General features: G+C 69.9%; 16 protein-coding genes and 1 tRNA gene. 10 read left to right on the top strand and 7 right to left on the bottom strand.

The genetic code is table 11. The features are described 5' to 3' along the window. Nucleotides 1-14 precede the first annotated feature (14 nt). Together EY822_RS02555 and EY822_RS02550 are read left to right on the top strand one after the other, a co-directional pair. The gene (locus EY822_RS02555; RefSeq protein ID WP_150306841.1) at nt 15-671 is read left to right on the top strand and encodes a CMD domain protein; all 657 of its coding nucleotides are present in this window, start codon (nt 15-17) and stop codon (nt 669-671) included. Next, nucleotides 668-1,336 (top strand): alkylhydroperoxidase domain protein, encoded by a 669-nt coding sequence (locus tag EY822_RS02550; protein WP_150306840.1) that lies wholly within the window; start codon nt 668-670, stop codon nt 1,334-1,336. The genes EY822_RS02555 and EY822_RS02550 overlap by 4 nt, the downstream gene beginning before the upstream one ends. A 114-nt stretch (nt 1,337-1,450) precedes the next feature. On the opposite strand, the gene EY822_RS02545 is transcribed toward EY822_RS02550, so the two are convergent. Next, the gene (locus EY822_RS02545) at nt 1,451-2,419 is read right to left on the bottom strand and encodes a LysR family transcriptional regulator (protein ID WP_150306839.1); all 969 of its coding nucleotides are present in this window, start codon (nt 2,417-2,419) and stop codon (nt 1,451-1,453) included. A 102-nt stretch (nt 2,420-2,521) separates the two neighbouring features. On the opposite strand from EY822_RS02545, the gene EY822_RS02540 reads away from it, so the two are divergent. Then, on the top strand, nt 2,522-3,658 hold the full coding sequence (locus tag EY822_RS02540) for an aminotransferase class V-fold PLP-dependent enzyme (RefSeq protein WP_150306838.1): 1,137 nt from the start codon (nt 2,522-2,524) through the stop codon (nt 3,656-3,658). Here EY822_RS02540 and EY822_RS02535 read toward each other — a convergent pair. Further along, nucleotides 3,648-5,213 (bottom strand): DUF222 domain-containing protein, encoded by a 1,566-nt coding sequence (locus EY822_RS02535; protein WP_150306837.1) that lies wholly within the window; start codon nt 5,211-5,213, stop codon nt 3,648-3,650. The genes EY822_RS02540 and EY822_RS02535 overlap by 11 nt on opposite strands. An 86-nt stretch (nt 5,214-5,299) precedes the next feature. On the opposite strand from EY822_RS02535, the gene EY822_RS02530 reads away from it, so the two are divergent. Genes EY822_RS02530 through EY822_RS02515 form a run of 4 tightly spaced genes read left to right on the top strand, consistent with a single transcriptional unit; the run spans nt 5,300 to nt 9,503 of the window. Further along, entirely contained in the window at nt 5,300-6,070 is a 771-nt protein-coding gene (locus tag EY822_RS02530; protein ID WP_150306836.1) for a fumarylacetoacetate hydrolase family protein, read from the top strand. A 29-nt stretch (nt 6,071-6,099) separates the two neighbouring features. Next, entirely contained in the window at nt 6,100-6,930 is an 831-nt protein-coding gene (locus EY822_RS02525; RefSeq protein WP_150306835.1) for a hypothetical protein, read from the top strand. 13 nt (nt 6,931-6,943) lie between these two features. Then, nucleotides 6,944-8,467, top strand: a complete 1,524-nt coding sequence (gene gltX, locus EY822_RS02520; protein ID WP_150306834.1) for a glutamate--tRNA ligase — start codon at nt 6,944-6,946, stop codon at nt 8,465-8,467. Beyond that, on the top strand, nt 8,460-9,503 hold the full coding sequence (locus EY822_RS02515) for an NAD(P)/FAD-dependent oxidoreductase (protein WP_150306833.1): 1,044 nt from the start codon (nt 8,460-8,462) through the stop codon (nt 9,501-9,503). The genes gltX and EY822_RS02515 overlap by 8 nt, the downstream gene beginning before the upstream one ends. Nucleotides 9,504-9,651: 148 nt before the next feature. On the opposite strand, the gene EY822_RS02510 is transcribed toward EY822_RS02515, so the two are convergent. The 5 genes from EY822_RS02510 to EY822_RS02490 all read right to left on the bottom strand — a co-directional run bounded on the left by EY822_RS02510 (nt 9,652) and on the right by EY822_RS02490 (nt 16,806). Continuing rightward, nucleotides 9,652-10,959, bottom strand: coding sequence for a dicarboxylate/amino acid:cation symporter (locus tag EY822_RS02510; protein ID WP_150306832.1), 1,308 nt, complete (start codon nt 10,957-10,959; stop codon nt 9,652-9,654). Between the two features lie 270 nt (nt 10,960-11,229). Further along, nucleotides 11,230-11,301 (bottom strand) — tRNA-Gln (locus EY822_RS02505). Between the two features lie 103 nt (nt 11,302-11,404). Continuing rightward, entirely contained in the window at nt 11,405-13,804 is a 2,400-nt protein-coding gene (locus tag EY822_RS02500; protein ID WP_150306831.1) for a glycoside hydrolase family 127 protein, read from the bottom strand. Between the two features lie 237 nt (nt 13,805-14,041). After that, the gene (locus EY822_RS02495) at nt 14,042-14,962 is read right to left on the bottom strand and encodes an aldose 1-epimerase family protein (RefSeq protein WP_150306830.1); all 921 of its coding nucleotides are present in this window, start codon (nt 14,960-14,962) and stop codon (nt 14,042-14,044) included. After that, entirely contained in the window at nt 14,959-16,806 is a 1,848-nt protein-coding gene (locus tag EY822_RS02490; protein ID WP_150306829.1) for a glycoside hydrolase family 2 protein, read from the bottom strand. Before EY822_RS02490 ends, EY822_RS02495 begins: the two co-directional genes overlap by 4 nt. Nucleotides 16,807-16,968: 162 nt before the next feature. Between EY822_RS02490 and mobA the strand changes: the two genes are divergently transcribed. From mobA to EY822_RS02475, 3 genes are read left to right on the top strand one after another with little or no spacing between them, the layout of a single operon-like run. Continuing rightward, nucleotides 16,969-17,661 carry a molybdenum cofactor guanylyltransferase gene (gene mobA / locus EY822_RS02485; protein ID WP_150306828.1) on the top strand — a complete coding sequence of 231 codons (693 nt, stop codon included), beginning with the start codon at nt 16,969-16,971 and terminating at the stop codon, nt 17,659-17,661. Further along, on the top strand, nt 17,658-17,936 hold the full coding sequence (locus EY822_RS02480) for a DUF6457 domain-containing protein (RefSeq protein ID WP_150306827.1): 279 nt from the start codon (nt 17,658-17,660) through the stop codon (nt 17,934-17,936). The genes mobA and EY822_RS02480 overlap by 4 nt, the downstream gene beginning before the upstream one ends. Next, complete coding sequence (locus EY822_RS02475) at nt 17,933-19,192, top strand: molybdopterin molybdotransferase MoeA (RefSeq protein WP_150306826.1); 1,260 nt, start codon at nt 17,933-17,935, stop codon at nt 19,190-19,192. The genes EY822_RS02480 and EY822_RS02475 overlap by 4 nt, the downstream gene beginning before the upstream one ends. Nucleotides 19,193-19,268 lie beyond the last annotated feature (76 nt).

Here is a 19,268-nt window from a genome sequence, read left to right as displayed (position 1 = left end):
TCCCGAAAGGAATCATGACCACTGTTACTGAACCCGACCAGACCGAGCCCGGCCGTGCCGCCTCCGACCGCGACGCCGATGTGATCGACCGTCTCGTCGGGCTCGAGCCCGGTCATCCGCTGTTCGAGGCCCGCGAGATCCGACCCGAAGCCCTCGCTCACGCGCAGGGCAGCTTCGAGGCGCTGTTTCGCCCCGACGATGCGGGCACGGTCACGCCCGTCGAGCGGTGGGCGCTCGCCGCCTTCGTCGCCGCGCTGCACGAGAGCCAGCCCGTCGTCGACTTCTATGCCGACGGGCTTCGCGCCGCCGGTGGTACTCCCGAGCTCGTGGCAGCGGTCGCCGACGAGGCACTCCGCGGACGCGCCGAGGGGCCGTACGGCGCGTACCCGGACGGTCCCCTGGCCGGCGAGTCGGTCGACGGACCGGAGTTCTCCGCCGCGGAGGCGGACGCGCTCTCCGCGGTGAGCGGGCGGTTGCCTGCGGCGCTCGACCACGCGCACTTCCTCGTGTTCCATCCGCGGGATGCGGCACCGGCGCGGCTCCGCCGATTGGCCGATGCCGGATGGTCCGCTGACGCGATCGTGACGATCTCCCAGCTCGTCGCGTTCCTCACCTACCAGATCCGCGTGGTCCACGGCCTCGCGACGCTCAAGGAAGCGGGACTCCGATGACCCACGTGCACACCGACACCCCCTCCAGCACCCCGACGAACGCGAGCGCGCCCGATGCGGAGCACACGCACGTGCACACCGACGTGGGAGCCGCGGAGCCGCCCCGCTTCACGCGGGACATGCTGGACTGGCTGCCGTGGCTGGACCCGGTGGCCGAGGCCGACCTCACTCCGGCGCAGCTCGACGGGCTGGTCGACAAGGCACGAGCCAAGAACGCCTACTTCCGGCTGCTGGCGCGGGATCCGCAGATCCTGCGCGAGCGCACCAAGACCGACATCGACATCTTCTACAACGCGAAGAGCGGACTGCCGCGCGCCGAGCGGGAGCTGGCCGCGACGGCCACGTCGCGCTTCAACGGCTGCATCTACTGCGCGTCGGTGCACGCGCGTTTCGCGGCGCACTTCTCGAAGCGGGTGGACGATGTGGATCGTTTGCTCGACGAGGGTGTGGATGCGGCGCAGGACGAGCGCTGGGCGGCGATCGTGGAGGCGTCCGTCGCTCTGGCTCGCACGCCGAGCCGTTTCGGCGTGGAGCATGTGACGCGGCTGAGGAGCTCGGGGCTCGACGACCTCGAGATCCAGGACGTCATCCAGGGCGCGTCCTTCTTCAACTGGGCGAACCGCTTGATGCTCTCACTGGGGGAGCCGAGCGAGCAGGAGCAGTAGCGGGACGGGCGTCGGCGGCTGCAGCGTCCCACGCCAACTGGACGGTGCGGTGCGGTGCGCGTTTTGCGGTCCGATGCCGTGCACGGCCGGCGTGAGGACGGGTCGTCGGTCCGGTCAGGCGCGTCCGAGGCGCCAGGCCGACCCGTCGATGCGTGCCGCAGCCGAGGCGATGGCGAACAGGGCCGGGGTGGGCGGCGAGTCGGCGAGCGTGAGCATGTGGATGGTCCGGTCGCTGTGCGGCGTCGCACGCCGCACCACCGCGCCGCTCGGCACGGCCGCCGTGCCGAGCGCCAGTCGTGGGAGGAGCGCCACGCCCAAACCGCTGGCCACCATGCCGAGCACCGCCACGAAGTTGTCCGTCTCGTAGGAGATGGTGGGTGCGAAGCCGACGTTCTCGCACAGGCTGAGCAGGTGCCCGCGGCAGCGGGGGCAGCCGGCGATCCAGGTGTCGTCCTCCAGGTCGCTGAGGTCCACGACCTCCTCGTCGGCCAGGGGGTGATCGCTCGGCAGGATGAGCATCATCGGGTCGGTGAACAGGTTCGTGATGCCGAGCCCCGCGGCGCTGTCGCCGTGCGGATCGTCGGGATCGCCGGGGTAGCTGAAGGTGAAGGCGAGGTCGCAGTCGCCGCGGCGCAGCATCGCCAGAGCCTCGGGCGGTTCCGCCTCGAGGTACTGCACCGACAGCCCCGGGCGGGTCTCCCGCAGCGTGCTCAACAGCCGGGGCACGAGGGTCGACGACGCGGAGGGGAATGCCACGAGTCGCACCCGTCCCGCGCGGAGGTCGGCGAGTCCGTCGATCTCCTTCGCGGCGTCCTGCAGCGCTGCGAGCACCGTGGTGGAGTGCCGACTCAGAATCTGGCCGGCCTCGGTCAGCTTCACGGTGCGGCCGAGTCGCATGATGAGCGGCATCCCCAGCCGGGATTCCGCCCGTTGCAGGTGCTGGCTGATCGCCGGCTGGCTGTAGCCGAGGAGTCGGGATGCGCCGGTGATCGAACCCGTCTCCGCGATGGCCCGGACGATTCGGAGCGACTGCAGATCGATGTCGGGCGTGCTGTCGCCACGGGGTCGTCCGGTGCTCGTCATCCGCACAGCATAGTGAGCGGGCCGGGGTGCATAAGCGGTGCTTATGGAGGCGATAGCCGTCCTGCCGTAGTGCTTCCGGAACGGGTCGCGGAGAGTGGGAGTATGACGAGCACCACTGTCGATCTCCTTGACTCACCCGCATCCGCATCCGCATCCGCACCTGCACCCGCATCCGCACGTGTTTCTGCAACCGCATCCGCCATCGAGCGGGCGAAGCTGCGCTTCGCACCGGTGCGCGGCTACCTCAACGCGTGCGCCCTCGGCCTGCCGCCTCTCGATGTGATCGACGTCATGCGCCAGGACGCGCTCGACTGGTCGCTCGGGTTGTGTTCGCCCGCGACCTACGGTGTCGTGGTGGAAGACGCCCGACGGCTCTTCGCCTCCATCGTCTCGGCGCCGGTGGACACCGTCTCGATCGGATCGCAGACCTCGGTCATGGCCGGCACGGTTGCCGGTTCCGTTCCCCCGGGAGCGGAGGTGCTATGCGTGCGCGGTGACTTCAGTTCGATGGTGTACCCCTTCCTGGTGCAGCAGTCCCGCGGTGTGCGCGTGCGCCAGGTCGACCTGGCGGAGCTCGCCGACGCGATCGGGCCGGAAACGTATCTCGTGGCGTTCTCGATGGTGCAGTCGGCCGACGGCGCGGTCGCGGACGTGGACGCCATCACCGAGTCGGCACGTCGCTACGGCGCGTTCACCTTCTGCGATCTCACCCAGGCGGCGGGCGCGATGCCGGTGGATGCGGCTCGCTTCGACGCCACCACCACCAACGCCTACAAGTGGTTGCTGTGCCCCCGCGGTGTGGCGTTCATGACCGTGACGTCGGAGTTCGCCCGCACCCTCACGGCGAACAACGCCGGGTGGTACGCGGGCGAGGACGTCTGGTCGTCGCTGTACGGCCCGGACATGCACCTCGCCGCGTCGGCCCGGGCGTTCGACGTGTCGCCCGCCTGGCCCAGCTGGGTGGGCGCGCGCGCCGCCCTCGCGGTCCTTGCGGCTCTCGATCCGGCCGAGGTGCATCGGCACAACCTGCGGCTCGCCAATGCGTTCTGCGATGCGACCGGTCGCCCCCGACAGAATCAGGCGATCGTCTCCTGGAAGGATCCCGATGGGTGGGCGCTCGCGGCTCTCTCGTCGGCCGGCATCACCGCCTCGGGGCGGGGCGGACGCGTGCGAGTCGCCTTCCACCTGTGGAACGACGACGCCGACGTGGCCTCGGCGGCCGCGGCGCTCACCGCCTGACCGCACCGGAGGGCCTTCCACCGGGATCGCTACCGGGGCTGAGGCCGGGGTCGCCACCGGGGCTGAAGCCGGGGTCGCCGCTGGGGCTGGGCTCACGGCCAGAGCTGGCGTGGCCGGAGGTGAGGTGGTCGGGATTGCGGCTCCGCATCGGGATGAGCGCCTGATCGGGGTCGACGCTTCGCGGCGGTCTAAGCCAGTAGGTGGCCCGGTCGCGCAGCACCTGCCAGGAGTTGTCGTGCAGAAGAAGATGGTGTCTCCTGCAGAGGAGCACCCCGTCGGCGATGTCGGTTTCGCCCCTGTCTCTCTCCCATTGGTTGATGTGATGTGCCTCGCACCAGGACGGGGGCCGATCGCAGGAGGGGAAGAGGCATCCTCCGTCGCGCACAGCCATACCGATGCGTTGTCGGGGAGTGAAGAATCGCTTCTGACGTCCGACGTTGACGCATTGCCCGTCGTCATCGAAACCGACCGCGACGGCCCCGGTGTCGCACAGCTGCCGTTCCACGGTGCCGAAAGAGACAGGGTCATGCTGGCCCTCGATTCGGCCGTGACCGGCGCGTGCCCGGAGGTGCACGTTGGAGACAACAACTCGCACGGCCGGGCGTCGGTGACCGAACAGCGTGCCGGGATCGGCGTCGACTGCTAACCGAATCATCGCCACGAAGCAGTCCGCGGCGATCTGGTCGTTTGTGCGCTCATCATGGAGCAGGTCCTCGGCTGCAGCTTTCGCTTCCGGATCCACCATGCGCGGACCGCCCCGTCGAGGCGAGAGGATCTCGTCGAACGCGGCGTTGACGAGAGCGCCGTCTTCGGGCGGGAGACACCATCGGCCGCAGTGCATCCCGTTGTCGTCCTTCCACCGACGCACTAGGCGCGAATCCCATCGTGTTCGTTCGCGCCGTTCGATGCCCTCCCCGTCGAGGCCATCACGGAGGTGCTTCGCCTTTCGGAACAGTTGGTCGGGACTCGAGCCCGACGCCTGCTCGATCAACTGCGTGCACGCCTCGGTGAGCGCGTCGGCCGAGACGCCGGGACCGGTGTCGCCGAGCGCCCGCCGGATCGCGTCCGTGGATTCCATCGACAGCACGCCGGCAGTGAGAGCGGCCACCAGAGGTGCCTGCCACGGGGGCGGCACGGATGGCGAGGGAATGGGGCCGGCCGGGATGTCCTCCCCACCGGGTCCGCCGGTACTCGTCCTCACCGGGGAAGTCGTGAGTGCCTCGACGGCCTCGGTTTCAGCGATGATGGTGCCGAGCTTCACCAGTTTCACCGCCTCGGGGCGGGACAGTCCGCTGATCGACTGCAGCATCGCCTCGGGTGAGATGAACCCGGCGCTCTGCGCCATGCCACCGTTGCCGACCTCGGGACGGGAACGGTGGGCGATCTCGGCTGCAGCGAGTGCGGCGTATCGATCGACGTGGCGGCGGAGTGCCGTTATGCGGTCTTGCGCCGCTCGAAGATCCGCCGGGACAAGCGCGGCGAAGTGCGCCGCGCAGTCCCCGATGAGGGCAACAGAGTCCGCTGCATTGCGGAGCATCTGCGAGAGAAGTTCCATACCAAAATTATCTCACTATCGAACATAGATCTGAAGATTCACCTCCGAATCTGGGGACAACTCCTCCGCGGGGATAGGCTCGACGCGTGAAAATCGTGCGCTTCAGCCAGGGCCTTGACCCCATGTACGGCATCCTCGATGAGGAGGAGAACGAGTACGTCGTGCTCGCCGGCGACCCGATGTTCGCCGGTTTCGAGACGACGGGCAAGCGCGTTCCCGCCGCGGAAGCGCGCATCCTCGCGCCGGTGATTCCGCGCTCCAAGGTGGTGGCCGTCGGCAAGAACTACGCCGAGCACGCGGCGGAGATGGGCGGCGAGGCGCCCACCACCCCGCTGATCTTCCTCAAGCCGAACACGTCGGTCATCGGCCCGGGCGACGCGATCGTGCTGCCGCCGGAGAGCAACCGCGTGGAGCACGAGGGCGAGCTCGCCATCGTGATCGGCAGCATCGCGAAGCACGTCCGGGCCGAGGACGCCGAGAGCGTGATCTTCGGGTACACCATCGCCAACGACGTGACCGCCCGCGACCTGCAGCGCTCCGACGGACAATGGGCCCGCGCGAAGGGCTACGACACGTTCTGCCCGCTCGGCCCGTACATCGAGACGGAACTCGACTGGCACGACACCGCCATCGAGACCCGGGTGGACGGCGTGACGACGCAGAGCGGCAACACCCGCGACATGATTCACAAGATTCCCGACATCGTCGCCTTCGCCTCCAGCGTGTGGACGTTGCTGCCCGGCGACGTCATCCTCACCGGAACCCCGGCCGGAGTCGGTCCCTTCACCCACGGCCAGACCGTCGAGGTCGCGATCGCCGGCATCGGCACGCTGAGCAACCCCGCTCGCAACCGTTAGGACGCGGGCGGGCGGGATCGGATGCCGTGATGCCGGTCGGACGCCACCGTCGGCGAGGATCTCCGATTCGGAGGGTTCGCTCCCGCGCGCTCGTCGTCGCATGGCACAAGGCGACCGCCGCCTCCCGCACGCTCGCCGCCGCGTTCACAGTGGTGGGGACGCTCGCGCTCTCCGGCTGCCTCTACGGGGAGGACGACTACAACCTTCCCGACGCGTCCGCCACACCCGACGTCGAGTCGACGGATGCGGCCACCCCGGACAGCGGCGGGGATTCGGCCGCGGATCTCAAACCGCAGTTGCGCCTCCCGGGTGGCTGCTCGATCGACGACGTGCGCATAGACGCAGATCCGCCCCTACCCGGTGCGCAAGCACGCCTCGTGGCCGTGCGGACCCAAACGGTCCGCGTGCCCGAACCCGCGTCCGACGCCGAACCAAACCCCGACGCGGCGGTGCGGGGCCACGCCGAGAGTCGTCTCGTGATCAAGGACGTCGACCTCGCCAACGGTCCGCGCATCACCGGGAACGTGCAGCGCCTGGTGGAGCCCGACGCGTGGATCGACCAGCTGATCAGCCAGTTCCGCACGTCGGGGATCGTGTCGCCCACGTTCGGCGGGCGCGTCGTGGTGAGTTCGTTCCGACCGGCGCTCGATGAGAACGCGCAGTTCGTCATCGGCTACATCGGCGACGAATTGCGGGTGCCGTTCACGGTCACGGCCTGCGACGGCAGCCGCCTCGGCGGGGGAGAGCTGATCGGCGTGGATCCTGCGGCGACGGGCGGTAGCGCCGTGCTGCGCTGCGGCACCGATCGCTCGAGCGAACCGACGCTCACCCCGCTGCTCGCCGCCTACTGCGACAACTAGAATCGTCGTCAGTATGTCTGACATCTCCTCGCATCCCGTGTCCACCGCCACCGGAGCCGACGTACGGGTGCGTTTCTGCCCGTCACCCACCGGCACTCCGCACGTGGGCCTCATCCGCACCGCGCTGTTCAACTGGGCGTACGCCAGGCACACCGGCGGCAAGCTCGTCTTCCGCATCGAGGACACGGATGCCGCGCGCGACAGCGAGGACAGCTACACCCAGCTGCTCGACGGGCTCCGCTGGCTGCGACTCGACTGGGACGAGGGCGAGGGTGTCGGCGGGCCGCACGCCCCCTACCGCCAGTCGCAGCGCTACGACATCTACTCCGACGTGATCGCCCGGCTCACGGAGTCCGGGGCGCTGTACGAGAGCTTCGCGACCGGCGAGGAGATCGAGGCGCGGAACGTGTCGCTGGGCCGCGATCCGAAGCTCGGCTACGACAACTTCGAGCGCGACCTCACCGAGGAGCAGCGGAACGCGTACCGGGACGAGGGACGCGTGCCCGCCCTCCGCCTCCGTGTGCCCGACACCGACCTCTCCTTCGACGACCTCGTGCGCGGCCCCATCACGTTCCCGGCGGGCTCCTTCAGCGACTTCGTGGTCGTGCGCCCGAACGGACATCCGCTCTACACGCTGGTCAACCCCGTCGACGACGCGCTCATGGGCATCACGCACGTGCTGCGCGGCGAGGACCTGCTGTCGTCCACCCCCCGCCAGATCGCGCTGTACCACGCGCTCATCGACATCGGCGTGGCGGATGCGATCCCGCGCTTCGGCCACCTGCCCTACGTGATGGGGGAGGGCAACAAGAAGCTCTCCAAGCGCGACCCCGAGTCGAACCTGTTCCACCACCGCGACCGCGGCTTCATCCCCGAGGGTCTCGTCAACTATCTGGCGCTGCTCGGCTGGTCGCTCACTCACGACCGCGACGTGTTCTCCCTCGACGAGATGGTCGCCGCCTTCGACGTGACCGACGTGAACCCGAACCCCGCACGGTTCGACCTCAAGAAAGCGGAGTCGCTGAACGGCGACCAGATCCGGATGCTCGACCCGCACGTCTTCGCGGCCCGACTCGTGCCGTATCTGGCATCGGCGGGCGTCGTTCCCGATCCGCCCACCGAGGAGCAGTCCGCGATTTTGGCGCAGGCGGCCCCCCTCGTGCAGGAGCGCATGCAGCTGCTCGGCGAGGCGCCGGCGCTGCTCGCCTTCCTCTTCGTGGGCGCTGATGCTCTCGAGTACGACGACGCCGCGGTGTCGGGCCTGCCCGCGAACGCATCCGACGTACTCGCCGCCGCGGACGCCGCCCTGCAGGAGGTGCCCGAGGCGGGCTGGGAGCACGACCTCATCCAGGCCGCGCTCCAGAACGCGCTCGTCACCGGACTCGCGCTCAAGCCGCGCGTCGCCTTCGGACCGCTGCGGGTGGGCATCTCCGGTCGGAAGATCTCGCCGCCGCTGTTCGAGTCCATGCAGATCCTCGGCAAGGACGAGACGATGACCCGGCTGCGCGCCCTCGCCTCGAAGGTCGCGGATGCCTGACCCCTCCGCCGGCGCCGAGCCCGCCACGGTCGCCGGGTCCGCCGCGGCCGCTGAACCGAACACTGTCGCTGAGCCTGTCGAAGTGACGCAGCCGGAATCGAACGCCGGTGACGCGAACCCCGACGCCCCGTACGACACCGTCGTGATCGGCGCGGGCCCCGGAGGCCTCTCCGTCGCCCTGAACCTCGTGCGCGCGCGACGACGGACGCTCGTGCTCGACAGCAACCGCCCGCGCAACGCGGCCACCCTGCACTCCCACGGATACCTCACCCGCGACGGGATCTCCCCGCTCGAGCTCCGCAAGCTCGGCCAAGCCGAGATCGAGGGCTACCCCGACGGCGAGTTCCAGCTGGCGCTCGCGCAGACCATCACCGCGACCGACGGCGGCTACACCGTCGAGGCGCGCGGGGTGCGCGGAGCGCCGAACCGCACCGTGCGCACCCGCACGGTGATCATCAGCACCGGGGTGGTCGAGGTGATGCCGGCGCTGCCCAGCCTCCGCGCCTTCTACGGCACCTCCCTGCACAGCTGCATCGAGTGCGACGGGTACGAGAGCCGTGATCAGCCGCTCGCCCTCATCGGCGAGACCGCCGACCTCGCCGACCGCGCCATTCTGCTGTCGCAGTGGTCGGCCGACGTGATCGTCTTCACCAACGGCGTCGGCGTGGTGACGCCCGACGACGAGGCGCTCCTCGCATCCCGGGGCATTCCGGTCGACCGGCGACCGATCGCCGACGTCGACGGCGACCGCACCGGGCTCACCGGCATCCGCTTGCAAGACGGCACCGTCGTGCCGCGCACGGCCGGGTTCCTGCGCCCGGTGTACGAACCATCGCTCGCCTTCGCGGCGGACCTCGACCTCGACACCAACGATGAGGGCTTCGTCACCACGGATGCGCACGGTCGCACGTCCCGCAACGGGATCTACGCCGCCGGCGACTCGACGCAGCCCGGTCCGCAGCAGCTCATCATCGCGGCGGGCGCGGGGGCACGCGTGGCGGCCACGGTCAACCGCGATCTCGCCTTCGCCGGCTGACCGGCACGCCGACCGGCTGAGCACCGACAGGACTGACTGGCGCGGCGCGGCCTGCGCCGGCCCGGTGCGGCCTGCGCCGGCCCGGTGCGGCCTGCGCCGGCCCGGTGCGGCCTGCGCCGGCCCGGTCCGGCCTGCACCGGCTCGACCGTCAGTCCGCCTGGTCGGCGCGCGCGAACCTCTTCTCATTCTCCGCCGCGTCCTCGGCGTCGACGGCGTCGGCCACGGCCGTCGTGCGGCCGTAGTACACGTCGCGATCGATCTCGTCGGTCGGCTTCGCCACCAGCATGGCGACCATCGTGTCGCCGTTCACGTTGAGGAAGGTGCGCAGGATCCCGGTGAACCAGTCGACGGCGATGAGCAGGCCCACGGCCTCGAGGGGAAGCCCCAGCGTGGTGCCGAGGAACATCGCCACCACCGGGAACCCGCCGGGCACCGTGATGGTGCCCATGTTGAGCAGGATGGCCAGAGCCATCCCCAGCAAAATCTGGCCCGGGGTCAGCGCCATCCCGCCCGACTGGGCCAGGAACATGATGACGATCATGTAGTTGAGCACGGCGCCGTACGACCCCATGGTCAGCCCCACGGACAGGGTGAAGTTGGCCACCCGCTGGCTCACGCCCACCTTCTCCACGGTGTTGCGCAGCACGGTCGGGAACGTCACGGCCGAGCTGGTCGTGGTCACGGCGATCGCCGTCTGCTCGGCGAGCTTGCCGGGCAGACGCGCCGGGTTCAGTCCCGTGCGTGCTGCGACGACCACCACGAACAGGGCGGTGAGGAGAGCCACGCCGAGCGCGGTGGTGCCGAGGTAGGCGAGCGCTGTCGTGACCACGGCGAAGCCCACGTCGCCGGCGAGAGCGGCGAGCAGGGCGAAGACGCCGATCGGCGCGATGTACATCACGAAGCGGATCATGGTGAGCACGATCTGCTGCAACTGCTCGAAGAACTGCAGGACGAGCGTGTTACCGGTCGCGCCCGCGTAGCTGTTGAGGGCCGCGCCGAAGATCAGCGAGAAGATGATGATCGGCACCATCGTGGCGGTGGACATCGACGCGAAAATGTTCGTCGATACGAAGCCGAGCACCGTGTCCTGCCACCCGGCCGCGTCACCGGAGGCATCCGCCAACGCCGGGTCGGTCTCGCCGCTGAAATCCATGCCGACCCCGGGCCGGAGAAGCACGCTGAGGCCCCAAGCGAGCACGGCGGCGATGATCGAGAACCCGATCATCCAGCCGAACGTGCGCACGGCGAGCCTGCCCGTGCCCTTGCCGGACATCGCACCGGTCGCCACGATGACCGACGACATCACGAGCGGCACGATCGCCATTTGGATGAGCCGGATGAAGATGTCGCCGACGAACTTGATGTTCGCCGCCCATTCGCCCACGATCAGGCCGAACAGGATGCCGGCGACCGCCGCGATCCCGATCTGGGCTGCTGGATTCTTCAGTGCCGTCATGCGCGTCCCCATCCGCTGTCGTACACGTTCGCGAGGAACGGATACCGGTGCGGTGTCCCACGCACGAGCGCGTGCGACTACCGCGGTTCCATGAGATCGGTCGCACGTTACGGTCGCCCGTTCGTCGTGTTTCCCCGGCGTAAATTCAGCAGGGGGCTGCGGGTGCGGAAAATCAGTGACCGGGGCTGCGCGCTGGAGAGGACCGCGACTTCGGCACTGCGGCCGGAATGCGAAAAAGCCCCCGGCTCCCGAAGGAACTGAGGGCTGTTGCTGGGGTACCTGGACTCGAACCAAGAATAAGAGAATCAGAATCTCTCGTGTTGCCAATTACACCATACCCCAAGAGGCTCAGCCGGAACCGGGCCGTGGACGAGTTTAGCCTACCCGCGCGGCGCGGACCAACCCGACGCCCCGCACTCGGCCGAGCGCTCGAGCACAACCGGCCTCACAGCGCGGCGAGGAGCCGTATCTCGCGGATGCGGGCGGAAGGCCGACCGCGGAGCGCTCGCACCTCGACCGTCAGCGTGTCGCGCTCGGCCGGCGGAATGTCGACCTCGCGGGAGTGGGAACCGCGAGGTGCGGCGTCGCCGTCCGTGTCCGTATCGACGTTCGGCGCGGCGGTCGACTCGTCTTCGGCGGAATCGAACGCGAACACGTCCTCGCCGTCGACGGAAACGGTGAACGCCGCCGGAGCGTCGGTCGCCAGCCAGACCACCCGCAGCGATCGGGCTGCACCGTCGTGGGTGCGGATCCGGACCGCGAACCGGTCGGTGGTCTCGCGCCAGTGCACGCCGTCCGTCGATCCCACTCGGGTGTCGGAGCCGGTGAAGGCGTGATCCGATTCGGGTTGCTGCTCGCCGAACCCCACCGAGTCGAGCGTGCGCACGTCGAGCGCGAGCGACTCGTCCAGTTCGGCGAGCAGGCTGCGCATGCCGGACACCGCCCCGCCGTCCGCGTCCGATGGCACCAGCGGCCAGTACATCGTGTATCGCGCGTCGTGCAGACCGAAGAACGGTTCGAGTTCGACGCGGGTGCCGTCGACGGCGCGGATCGCAAACCGCAGCGCACCTCGATCCACGACCTCGAGGTCGACGGGCGTCTCCAACGCGCCTGCGCCGGCCGACGCATTCGCATCGGCACCGGCAACGGCGAGCCCCGGCACGGCGAGGATCGGCGTGCCGGCGAACGGAACGAGTGGTCCGCTCGCCACATGACCCATGCGGCTGTCGTCGGCGATCAGCCCGTCCAGCGCGTCGGTACCCGTGCGCGCCGCCAGCACGATCGGGCCGAAGCACACGGCTCCCCACGGGGACCCGTCGGGCAGCGGTTCCACCCGCGCTGCCATCGGCGTCGTCACCTCGATCACGTCCCCGGAGTGCCAGGCGCGCTCCACCCGGATGCGTCCGGCCGGGCTTCCCGCACCGGCCGCCGCATCCACCGCCTCGCCGTTCACGAGCACGGTGATGGGCGCCGACGCCCACGACGGAACGCGGATGCTGACGCCGAACGTTCGCGGTTCCGCCACGTCCACGGTGAGGCGGCTGATGTCCTCGAACGGGAAGCGCGTCTCCTGCCGCAGGGTGAGCCCGAGCTCGGCATCCTCGAAGGTGGAGGCGACGAACAGGTTCACCTCGACGTCGCCACCGGTGCGGGTGTAGACCAGCTCGCCGAGCTTCGCATGGCTCTCGAGCCCCGTGCCTACGCAGCACCAGAAGCCGTCCTCCGGTGCGGAGTACACGCGGTAATGGCCCGGACGCACGGGCGTGAAGTACACGAAGCCGCCGTGCTCCGGATGCTGCGCCGACAGGATGTGGTTGAACAGCGTGCGCTCGTAGTAGTCGAGGTACTTCGGGTCGGCGCTCGCCGAGTACAGCGACTCGCTCAGGCGGAGCATGTTGTGGCTGTTGCAGGTCTCCGGGCCCTGGCGCTCGATCAGCATCGGCGTGAAGTCGGCGGAGTCGTGGAAGTGTTCCCGGGCGCTGTTGCCCCCGAACGCCACGCTGCGGTTCGCCACCACGATGCGCCAGAACTCGCGGGCGGCGGTGGCCAGCCGTTCATCGCCGGAGAGCGCCGCCACCCGGGCGTAGCCCACCACCTTCGGTATCTGCGTGTTCGCGTGCAGTCCGGTGAGCGCGTCGCGTCCTTCGACCAGCGGGTCGGCGATGGTGGCGTGGGTGAACCGCTTCGCCATCGCGAGGTAGTCGTCGCTGCCCGTGCGGGCGGCGAGCTCGGCGAAGACCTCGTTCATGCCGCCGAACTCGGTGTCGAGCATCCGCTCGAAGCGCTCGTCGTCGATGTCCGCGGCGATGCCCAGCCACCAGTCGGCCAGGCGGATCACGACGTCCCGAGCGCGGTGCGAGCCGGCGTACCGTTCGGCGTCGAGCAACCCGGCGAACAGCTTGTGCAGGTTGTACCAGGGAACCCAGCGGCCGCCGAGCGAGAAGGAGTCCGACCCCACACGCCCGGCCCGCACGTCGGCCCAGAAGTCGAGGCCGTCGGGGATGCCGCCCACGTAGCCCGATCCGACCTCGCGCTGGCACGTCTCGAGCACGTCGACCATGTGATCGAGGCGGTCGAGCACCACCCGGTCGCCCGTTGCCGCGTAGAGCATCGCGGCGGCGGACAAATAGTGCCCGGCGGTGTGCCCGTCGAGACCCTCGTTCTCCCAGTTACCGTAGCTCGGCTTCACGCGCGGCAGCCCCGCCTCGCGGAGGAACGGCGCGAGCAGACGGTCGGGGTCGAGCCGGAGCAGATACTCCGCGTTGACGCGCTGCGACTCGGCGAGCGGACCGTCGAGCAGCCGGACGCGAGCCAGTGCCGGTGGGTCGAGGGGTGCCGTGGGCATGATTCTCCTTGGGTGCTGTGATTGCGGAGCGCGGTCCCTGAGCCCGTCGAAGGGCGGTCTTTGAGCCTGTCACATACGGTCCCTGAGCCTGTCGAAGGGCGATCCCTGAGCCTGTCGAAGGGACGTCACCCGATGTCCCTTCGACAAGCTCAGGGACCGTGGGAGTGGCTCAGGGACCGTGGGGCTCAGAGGTCGGACCGGACGTGGGGCTCACGGACGCACGCGGTCGCGGCGCGACTACAGGGCGGTGATGGTCCAGCCGGCCGAAGCGGATGCGCCGGGCTCGAGCCAGAGAACGTCGGTGCCGGAGTTGAACGCATCCGGCGGGCAGGTCATCGGCTCGACCGCGAGGCCGAGCCGGCTGATGGACGGCTCCGGCTGATCGGCGGTGTGGATCTGCACCCATCCGCACTCGGTGCCCCAGCGCATGGCCACTCCCGTGCCCGACGGCGCGGTCAGCCGCACCTCCGCGATGCCGGAGGCGTCCCGTGAGACGTCCGTGAAGGCGTGATCGATGAAGGTGTCGCCGATGGCGCGCGCGGCGCGGAAGTCGAACTCGCCGCCGTTCTCCTCCGCCACGTCGGCGAGGGCGACGGGGATGAGCCGGTCCTCGGTCACGGTGAGCACCTGGCCGGCGGGCAGGGTGAGGGTCCAGTCGTCCACGAGGCCGTCCCCGGCCACGAGGTACGGATGCGGCGCCGTGCCGAACGGGGCCGTCTCCGACCCGCTGTTGGTGCCGGTCACCGTGGTGTGCAGGCCGCCGTCATCGAGGGTGAACGAGACCGACAGGTCGATGCGGAACGGGTAGCCCGTCTGCGCGACCACGGTGGCGGACAGCCGCACGCTGCTCTCCGTCTGCTCCTCCACGGCGAAGTCGAGCCACACGGCGAGGCCGTGCAGCGCGTGCGCGCGCTCCGGCTCGGTGTGCGCGAGCTTCTGCGTCTTCCCGCGTGCCTCCCACAGACCGTCGACGATCCGGTTCGGCCAGGGCGCCAGCGTGGCGCCGCGGAAGAAGGGGCGTACCGAGTCGGCGTCGAACGGGACCACGAGGTCCCGCCCGTCGTGCTGCAACCGGCGCACGGTGGCGCCGATGCTCGCGATGGATGCGGTGTAGGCGCCGGAGCGCAGGTCGATGGCGGTGCCGGAGAGAGGGGTCATGACTCGATTGTCCCGCGGATGATGCCGGCGATCGTCTCGACCGGCAGTTTCGGCTTCCGGTTCTCGTCGCAGAGACCATTGGTCTCCTGCCGGGTGTCGGTGATCTGGGTGTAGCAGAAGCCCTGCAGGATCGGCGAGGCGTTCACCGCGTCGAGGATGTCGGCCAGCCGTCGACGGAAATCGTCCGCATCCTGCGCCGTGGAGTATCCCCAGTTGTCCTCCACCGTCTGCCCGGTGGTGTAGCTGACGCCGCCGAACTCGGTGAGCATCACGGGCTGGTCGCGGTCGACCCGACCGCCGGGCTGCACGCTCATCCGACGGCCGGCCGGCCCCATGCCGTCGAGCACTGCGTCGATCGACTCGCGGCTGCCGTACCGGGCCGACAGCACGCTGCCGGACGGCTCGTAGTCGTGGATCGACCAGATGTCGCTGTCGGTGTGCTCCCAGCCGTCGTTCGAGATCACCGGACGGGTGGCGTCGAGCGCCCGGGTGAGATTCACGAGCGCGAGACCGTAGGCCCGCTGCGCCGGGTCGGACGCGCCGTGCTGCACGCCCCACGACTCGTTGATCGGCACCCAGGTGATGATCGACGGATGCGAGCGGTCGCGCCGCACGATGTCGATCCACTCCGTGGTCAGGCGCTGCACCGCGGTGGCGGTGAAGGAGTAGGCACCGGCCGTTTCGCCCCAGATCATGAGGCCGAGGCGGTCGGCCCAGTACAGGAACCGCGGGTCTTCGACCTTCTGATGGATGCGGGCGGCGTTGAAGCCGAGCGACAGGATCAGCTCGACCTCCTCGCGCAGCGCCTCCACGGACGGCGGCGTGAGGTGCGATTCGGGCCAGTAGCCCTGCTCGAGAACCGAGCGCACGTAGATGGGCCGGTCGTTGAGCAGGAAGCGGCCGTGCTCCACCGCGGTGGTGCGGAGCCCGAAGTAGCTGGAGACCTCGTCGGTGGTGGAGTCGGGCGCCGCTTCACCGGACTCGTTCAGCTCGGTCAACCGCACGGTGGCGTCGATGAGACGCGGATGCTCGGGCGACCACAGTGCCCGCTCGTAGTGCTGCCCGTTGCGCAGTTCGCCGAGCGCGATGTCCACCGTCACCTGGTCATCGGTGGTCGTGACGCTCTGGTGCGCCAGCACGCGACCGTCGAGGGAGACCTCCACGTCGATGCGGGCGGCGGGGAAGGGGCGTGAGCTGAGCTCGATCTCGGCGCGCACCGTGGCGCGGGGCACGTCCGGCGTCCAGGCGAGGTCGGTGATGTGCACGCGCGGCACCGCCTCGAGCCACACGGTGCGCCAGATGCCCGTGGTGCGGTGGTACCAGATGTCGTGGGGCTCGGGCAGCCAGTCCTGCTTGCCGCGGGGCATGGTCACGTCGAGCGGGTCGTCCTTCGCGCGCACCACGATCGAATGTTCGGTGGTCACCGGGTCGAGGGCTGCGGTGATGTCGGCACTGAACGGCGTCTGACCGCCGACGTGGGAAGCGACGTGCATCCCGTCGACCCAGACGTCGGCTTCGTAGTCCACGGCACCGAAGTGCAGCAGCATCCGGCTGCCGCGGTCGTCGCCGCCCGCCTCGGCGAGCATGTCGTCGGTCACCGGGATGCGGTACCAGACCACCGGGTGGAACGACGTGTCACCGATGCCGGATGCCGGAGACTCGGGCGGGAAGGGCAGTTGGATCTGGTGCGCGAAGGCCTGGGTGTCGTTCTCCCAGTGCCGGTCGCGGCCCACGTCGGCGTCGTCGTAGCGGAAGCCGGCGAGCACGTCGAGCGCGAGATGCTTTCCCCGGATCAGCTGCGGACGTGGATACGTGCCGTCTTGACGGCTCGCGACAGTGGGCATCTGATGTCTCCTCGGTGAGTCGCCATTGCAACGGTGAAGCGGACGGCGGGAGGTGGAACTTCCCGTTCCCGCGTACCCTCGACGATACCGTCCGACGCGCGACCGTGTGCTCGGAACCGCGGCCGTGCGACCCGGCCCGCTCGACCCTCGGAGGCCCTCGACATGGCGAAGACCCGCTCGCGCTGGAACGCGATCGTGATCTCCGGCGGGCGCGCATCGAGACTCGGCGGCATCAACAAAACCGCGCTCCGGTACCGGGGCCGAAGCCTCCTCGACCTCGCTCTCGACGCGGTCGAAGGTGCGGAGTCCGTGGCGTTGGTCGGTGATGTGAACGGCGTGACCGGTCGCCCGAATGTGGCCGCCACCATCTGGGAGGACCCGCGCTTCGGCGGACCCGTACCGGCGATCGACACCGGACTTCTGGTGCTGGGGGAGGAGTTCCCGCCGGAGTGGACCGTGGTGCTGGCAGCGGATCTGGTGCGGGCACCCGAGGCGCTGACCCTCGTCCTCGCTGCCCGGTCGGCGGCGGATCGCGCGGTCGCCCGGTCGACGTCCGTTTCACCACCCGGCACGGACGGAGTCATCGCCGTGGACGACGACGGTCGACGCCAGCCGTTGCTGGCCGCTTACCGCACCCGCTCGCTGGAGCGAGCCGTCGCGCGACTGAGACGGGACGGGCGACTCCCGGGGCGGTCACTGCGGGAACTGCTCGCGGAGATGTCGCTCCGCGACGTGGCGGTTCCGAGCGAGCTGTGCCGCGACGTCGACACCCCGGACGACGCCGCTGAGCTCGGCATCCGCCTCGATTCCACACCTCAGCACGACACCGACGGATCGCAGGGAGAGAACTCATGACCTCGGAACCACCCCTCCTCGACGCGTGGGCCGCGGAACTCGCGCGTGCCCTCGACCTTCCGCAGGACTTCGCCACCGACGTGCCGCTGGTGCTCGACCTCGCCCGCGATGCCGCGCACAGTGTCGCCAGGCCCGCCGCTCCGGTGACCACGTTCCTGGTGGGGTATGCCGCGGCGCTCCGCGGCGGCTCGGTCGAGGACGTGGAGCGAGCCACGGAGATTGCTACCCGGCTGGCGCTCGCCCACGCCGATCCGGAAGAGCCCTCGGGGTCGTGAGCCGTACGGCGATCCCCTGGGACGCGGCGCGTGACATCACCCGCCGAGCGGGTGATGACCGGCGCACGGAGTCCGAGGACGTACCGCTCGACGCTGCGGGCGGCCGCACCCTCGCCGAGGACGTGCGCGCACTGCTCCTTCTCCCCGGCGCATCGACATCGGCCATGGATGGTTGGGTCGTCGCGGGAGATCCGCCGTGGCGGCTGGGCGCTTCGATCACCGCGGGACCGCTCGGCGCATCCGCGCCGCTCGAGGCCGGTGAGGCGCGGCCGATCACGACCGGTGGCCCCATCCCCGCCGCCGACACCGCTGTCGGAAGTGCTGTCGCCGGGAACGCCGCCGCAGCTGAGGACTCTGCGGGAAACGTCGCGGTGGGAGTGCTGCGCTCCGAGCACGGCACTGTCGCCGACGGTTCGCTGACCCGCACGGTCACTGCCCGCGCCGATGAACCACGGCCCGGTGAGCATGTGCGCTTCGCCGGTGAGGAAGCGATGACGGGGGAGGTGCTCGTCGCCGGTGGTGCGGTGCTCACACCGCCGCGCATCGCCCTCGCCGCGATCGCGGGCCACGACACCGTGGCGGTGCGCATGCGGCCCGAGGTCGCCTTCGTCTTCCTCGGCTCCGAGGTCGTGTCGAGCGGGGTCCCCGCGCCGGGATTGGTCCGCGACGCCTACGGTCCCCAGCTGCCCGACCTGCTGCGCTCCCTCGGTGCTGCGGTCTCGTCGGTGCAGCGCGTGCCCGACGATCTCGACGAGACCATCCGTGCCATCGGCGGGACGTCGACCGCCGACATCGTGATCACCACCGGCGGCAGTGCGGGTGGTGCCACCGATCACCTCCGTGCCGCGCTCGCGAGCCTCGGGGCCACGCTGCTGCTCGACGGTGTGGCGATGCGGCCCGGGCACCCGGCGATGCTCGCCGAACTGCCCGACGGGCGGTTGCTGCTCGGTCTGCCCGGCAATCCGCTCGCCGCCATGATGACGCTGCTCAGTCTCGGCGCGCCGCTTCTGGATGGGCTGCTCGGCCGCGGAGTGCATCCGCTCGGCCGCGTCCGCCTCGCCGTCACCGTGCCGAACGACCGTCCGGTCACCCTCGTGCTCGCCTACCGGGAGCGGAACGGCGAAGCCGAGCCGATGCCCCATCAGGGTTCCGCGATGCTGCGGGGCCTCGCCGACGCCGACGGCGTCTTCGTCGTCCCGCCCGGCGGTGCTCCCGCAGGCTCCTGGGTCGTCCGCCTCCCTGTCCCCTGGCTGTGACGCCCCGGTGCCTGAGCCCGTCGAAGGGACGCTGCCGCGGTGGGCCTGTCGGAGTGACGCAATGTACGGTCCCTGA

Source organism: Planctomonas psychrotolerans (assembly GCF_008642235.1).
In the GTDB taxonomy this organism is placed as follows: domain Bacteria; phylum Actinomycetota; class Actinomycetes; order Actinomycetales; family Microbacteriaceae; genus Planctomonas; species Planctomonas psychrotolerans.
Note: the sequence above shows the minus strand (reverse complement) of the source record. Positions and strands in the feature narration are given on the sequence as shown.

Bases quoted from the DNA above. Each gene is read 5' to 3' on its own strand.
- EY822_RS02555 (WP_150306841.1), top strand. From the start codon at position 15: ATGACCACTGTTACTGAACCCGACCAGACCGAGCCCGGCCGTGCCGCC.
- EY822_RS02550 (WP_150306840.1), top strand. From the start codon at position 668: ATGACCCACGTGCACACCGACACCCCCTCCAGCACCCCGACGAACGCG.
- EY822_RS02545 (WP_150306839.1), bottom strand. From the start codon at position 2,419: ATGACGAGCACCGGACGACCCCGTGGCGACAGCACGCCCGACATCGAT.
- EY822_RS02540 (WP_150306838.1), top strand. From the start codon at position 2,522: ATGACGAGCACCACTGTCGATCTCCTTGACTCACCCGCATCCGCATCC.
- EY822_RS02535 (WP_150306837.1), bottom strand. From the start codon at position 5,213: ATGGAACTTCTCTCGCAGATGCTCCGCAATGCAGCGGACTCTGTTGCC.
- EY822_RS02525 (WP_150306835.1), top strand. From the start codon at position 6,100: ATGCCGGTCGGACGCCACCGTCGGCGAGGATCTCCGATTCGGAGGGTT.
- gltX (WP_150306834.1), top strand. From the start codon at position 6,944: ATGTCTGACATCTCCTCGCATCCCGTGTCCACCGCCACCGGAGCCGAC.
- EY822_RS02515 (WP_150306833.1), top strand. From the start codon at position 8,460: ATGCCTGACCCCTCCGCCGGCGCCGAGCCCGCCACGGTCGCCGGGTCC.
- EY822_RS02510 (WP_150306832.1), bottom strand. From the start codon at position 10,959: ATGACGGCACTGAAGAATCCAGCAGCCCAGATCGGGATCGCGGCGGTC.
- EY822_RS02500 (WP_150306831.1), bottom strand. From the start codon at position 13,804: ATGCCCACGGCACCCCTCGACCCACCGGCACTGGCTCGCGTCCGGCTG.
- EY822_RS02495 (WP_150306830.1), bottom strand. From the start codon at position 14,962: ATGACCCCTCTCTCCGGCACCGCCATCGACCTGCGCTCCGGCGCCTAC.
- EY822_RS02490 (WP_150306829.1), bottom strand. From the start codon at position 16,806: ATGCCCACTGTCGCGAGCCGTCAAGACGGCACGTATCCACGTCCGCAG.
- mobA (WP_150306828.1), top strand. From the start codon at position 16,969: ATGGCGAAGACCCGCTCGCGCTGGAACGCGATCGTGATCTCCGGCGGG.
- EY822_RS02480 (WP_150306827.1), top strand. From the start codon at position 17,658: ATGACCTCGGAACCACCCCTCCTCGACGCGTGGGCCGCGGAACTCGCG.